Below are 2685 nucleotides of genomic sequence, written 5' to 3' on the forward strand. Positions count from 1 at the left end.
AGAAAATTCATAAGTTGGAGGAAGAATGTTATGCCAAGAATAGGATTTCCAGAGTTAATTATAATATTAGTAATTGCGTTGGTGATTTTTGGACCAGGAAAGTTACCATCAGTAGGTAAGTCTATAGGAGAATCAATTAAGGAGTTTAAGAAAGCTTCAAGTGAACTAACAAAGGATGATACCGCAACAACAAAAGCTGAAGAGAAGAAGGAAGCATATTCCAGATAACTACTTAAGTCCATCAACTTGTACTGCCTTAGGAGCTGTTATGCTTCCTGTGTGGAAGAGGGCTGTAACTAGGGTACAAAAGGAAATTAGTAAAAAGAAGTTACCTTTATTAGGCATATGTTCAGCCTTTTCTTTTCTTGTGATGATGTTTAATGTTCCAATATGAATTTGGTATTCAGCCAATTTTATTCAAAACTGTATCTGGATTACCTATTTATTGCCCATATCCACTTAAGGGTACAATACCATCAATGCTGATACCACATTTATTTATTGTTGGAATGTTAGAAGGGGCTATTACTGCAGGCGTATACATTTATATTATCTGATATAAAGAGAAATAGTGGAAGTTACTCATGTAGAATTCATAGAATAAATAAATCCTCAACTAAAAAAGGAGTATATCCTGAAAAAATCATTAATGGTATTATGAAAGACAGTATGGCAGGTGCTCCTAAAAGCATTATTTCTTTTAAGTTTCATAATGCCGTAGTTAAGTTTTCAAAAGATATATGTAAACTAATTAGAAAAGATACAGGTGTTAACGAAGTAGCATTAAGTGGTGGAGTATTTCGGAATTCTTATTTATTAAGAAGCTTGACTAAGGAATTGAAGAATGAAGAGTTTGTTGTTTATACAAATAAATTAATAGCTACCAATGATGGTGGTGTGGCTTTAGGACAAATTGTTATAGCTAATGAAATTTTAAATAATAAATAATTTGAATTTTAGTTATAATATTTTACTGTATGTGTAAATATTCATGACTAACAATAAAAATATAATAGAAACCTCATCACATCTTTATTTTATAAATCTGTCCTTTTTTTGTATATTGTTGATTTTAATGAAGATTACAATTATATTTAACTGGAACTCAAATATCGATTAACTTTTCCATAACTTATAAATATGCAGGATTATATATTATAGTATTTGACGTATGTCGTTATCCAGTAGAGGAAAAAATATAAATGTTATAAGCTTTAGACAATATATTCATAAAATATGGATTCTTATACTTGATTTTTTAATATATTGTTATTATAATGAGTATAATATAATAAGATTTAACATAAATGGAAAATACATAATTTTATGTATTTAATTGTTATGTTGCGAAAAATGAATTTATATTTTTGTCTTCAATTTAGATAACAATGTTATAACCCATGCATGGTATTATATAAAAAATAAATAAGAAGGAGTGTTACTATGAAAATTAGTAGAAGAGACTTTTTAAAGTGGTCAGTAGCTACGGCAGTAGCTCTAAATCTTGAACTAGATATGGATAGAGTTAACACAGTACTTGCAGCAGACACAGATCCACCTGTTATCTGGTTAAATGGATCTGGATGTTCAGGATGCACAATATCAACCTTAAATGTTACAAATCCTACAACTATTGATGATGTTTTATTAAACAAGATAAGTATGAAGTATAATACTACACTTATGACAGCATCGGGAGATTCAGCTATACAGACTCTTGATGAATGTGCCAATACATACAATGGACAATTTATACTTGTAGTTGAAGGTGCAATACCAACAGGTATAAGTGGAAACTACTGTATAATTGGTGAGCAAAATGGTATACCATTAACAATGCAGCAGGCAGTATTAAAATATGGTCCTATGGCTAAATATGTAATAGCAGCAGGAACCTGTGCATCCTTCGGAGGAGTATCAGCAGCTGCTCCTAATAATACATCCTGTCAATCAGTCCAATCAGTACTGAGTGGTAAAACTGTAAATCCTGTAATAAGTATTTCAGGATGTCCTGTCCATCCAACAATTACTATACAAACTTTATTAGATTTAATATTAACAGGTATGCCAACTTTAGATAATTACAGTAGACCTAGACAATATTACAATAATATTCACAGCAATTGCCCAAGAAGAGGTAAGACCCAAGTAAACCAACCAGGTATATTTGGATGTTACAGAGCTATAGGTTGTAATGGCCCAGGATGCAGTAATGTATGCCCAAGTATGAAGTGGAATAATGGAACCAATTGGTGTGTTGAATCTAATCATCCTTGTATAGGTTGTGCAAATCCAGGATTCCCAACAAGTCCATTAACTATATAAGTTAAAAATAATCTAAGATGAAAGGAATGATATCATGAGTACGTTAGTATTAGATCCAATAACTAGGCTAGAAGGACACTTAAAGATTAATGTAACACTTGATGCCAATAATAATGTAACTGCAGCTCAGGCTTCAGGTGGTCTTTATAGAGATTTTGAAAATATGCTTTTAAATAGAGTACCAAAGGATGCAGCATTTTTAACTCAGAGAATATGCGGTCTATGTCCTGTATCCCATGCTATTGCTTCATCAAAGGCAATAGAACAAGCATCAGGATTTACACCTACTTTACAAGGGTTACTTTTAAGAAATCTTATTCAGGGCTCTAATTATTTATCAGATAATATTCTGCATTTCTA

General features: G+C 31.3%; 4 protein-coding genes and 1 pseudogene. All 5 read left to right on the forward strand.

Annotated elements, in window-relative coordinates; genetic code table 11:
• Nucleotides 1-30: 30 nt before the first annotated feature.
• Nucleotides 31-228: a twin-arginine translocase TatA/TatE family subunit gene (gene tatA / locus HGI79_RS22285; protein WP_185652860.1), complete on the forward strand. Its 198-nt coding sequence runs from the start codon at nt 31-33 to the stop codon at nt 226-228.
• Nucleotides 176-551, forward strand: a pseudogene (locus HGI79_RS22290) (energy-coupling factor ABC transporter permease); the annotation flags it as partial. The gene tatA and the pseudogene HGI79_RS22290, both read left to right, overlap by 53 nt.
• Nucleotides 552-591: 40 nt before the next feature.
• A complete protein-coding gene (locus tag HGI79_RS22295) occupies nt 592-948 on the forward strand; it encodes a hypothetical protein (RefSeq protein ID WP_395939568.1) in 357 nt (118 codons plus the stop codon).
• A gap of 495 nt (nt 949-1443) precedes the next feature.
• On the forward strand, nt 1444-2325 hold the full coding sequence (locus HGI79_RS22300) for a hydrogenase small subunit (protein ID WP_185652861.1): 882 nt from the start codon (nt 1444-1446) through the stop codon (nt 2323-2325).
• A 34-nt stretch (nt 2326-2359) separates the two neighbouring features.
• Nucleotides 2360-2685 (forward strand): nickel-dependent hydrogenase large subunit (locus HGI79_RS22305; RefSeq protein ID WP_185652862.1); only part of this gene is annotated, 326 nt, incomplete at its 3' end.

The organism is Clostridium sp. DJ247, assembly GCF_014231265.1.

What these genes read in the sequence shown, in the direction of transcription:
- tatA (WP_185652860.1), top strand. Translation starts at nt 31, where the DNA reads ATGCCAAGAATAGGATTTCCAGAGTTAATTATAATATTAGTAATTGCG.
- HGI79_RS22300 (WP_185652861.1), top strand. Translation starts at nt 1,444, where the DNA reads ATGAAAATTAGTAGAAGAGACTTTTTAAAGTGGTCAGTAGCTACGGCA.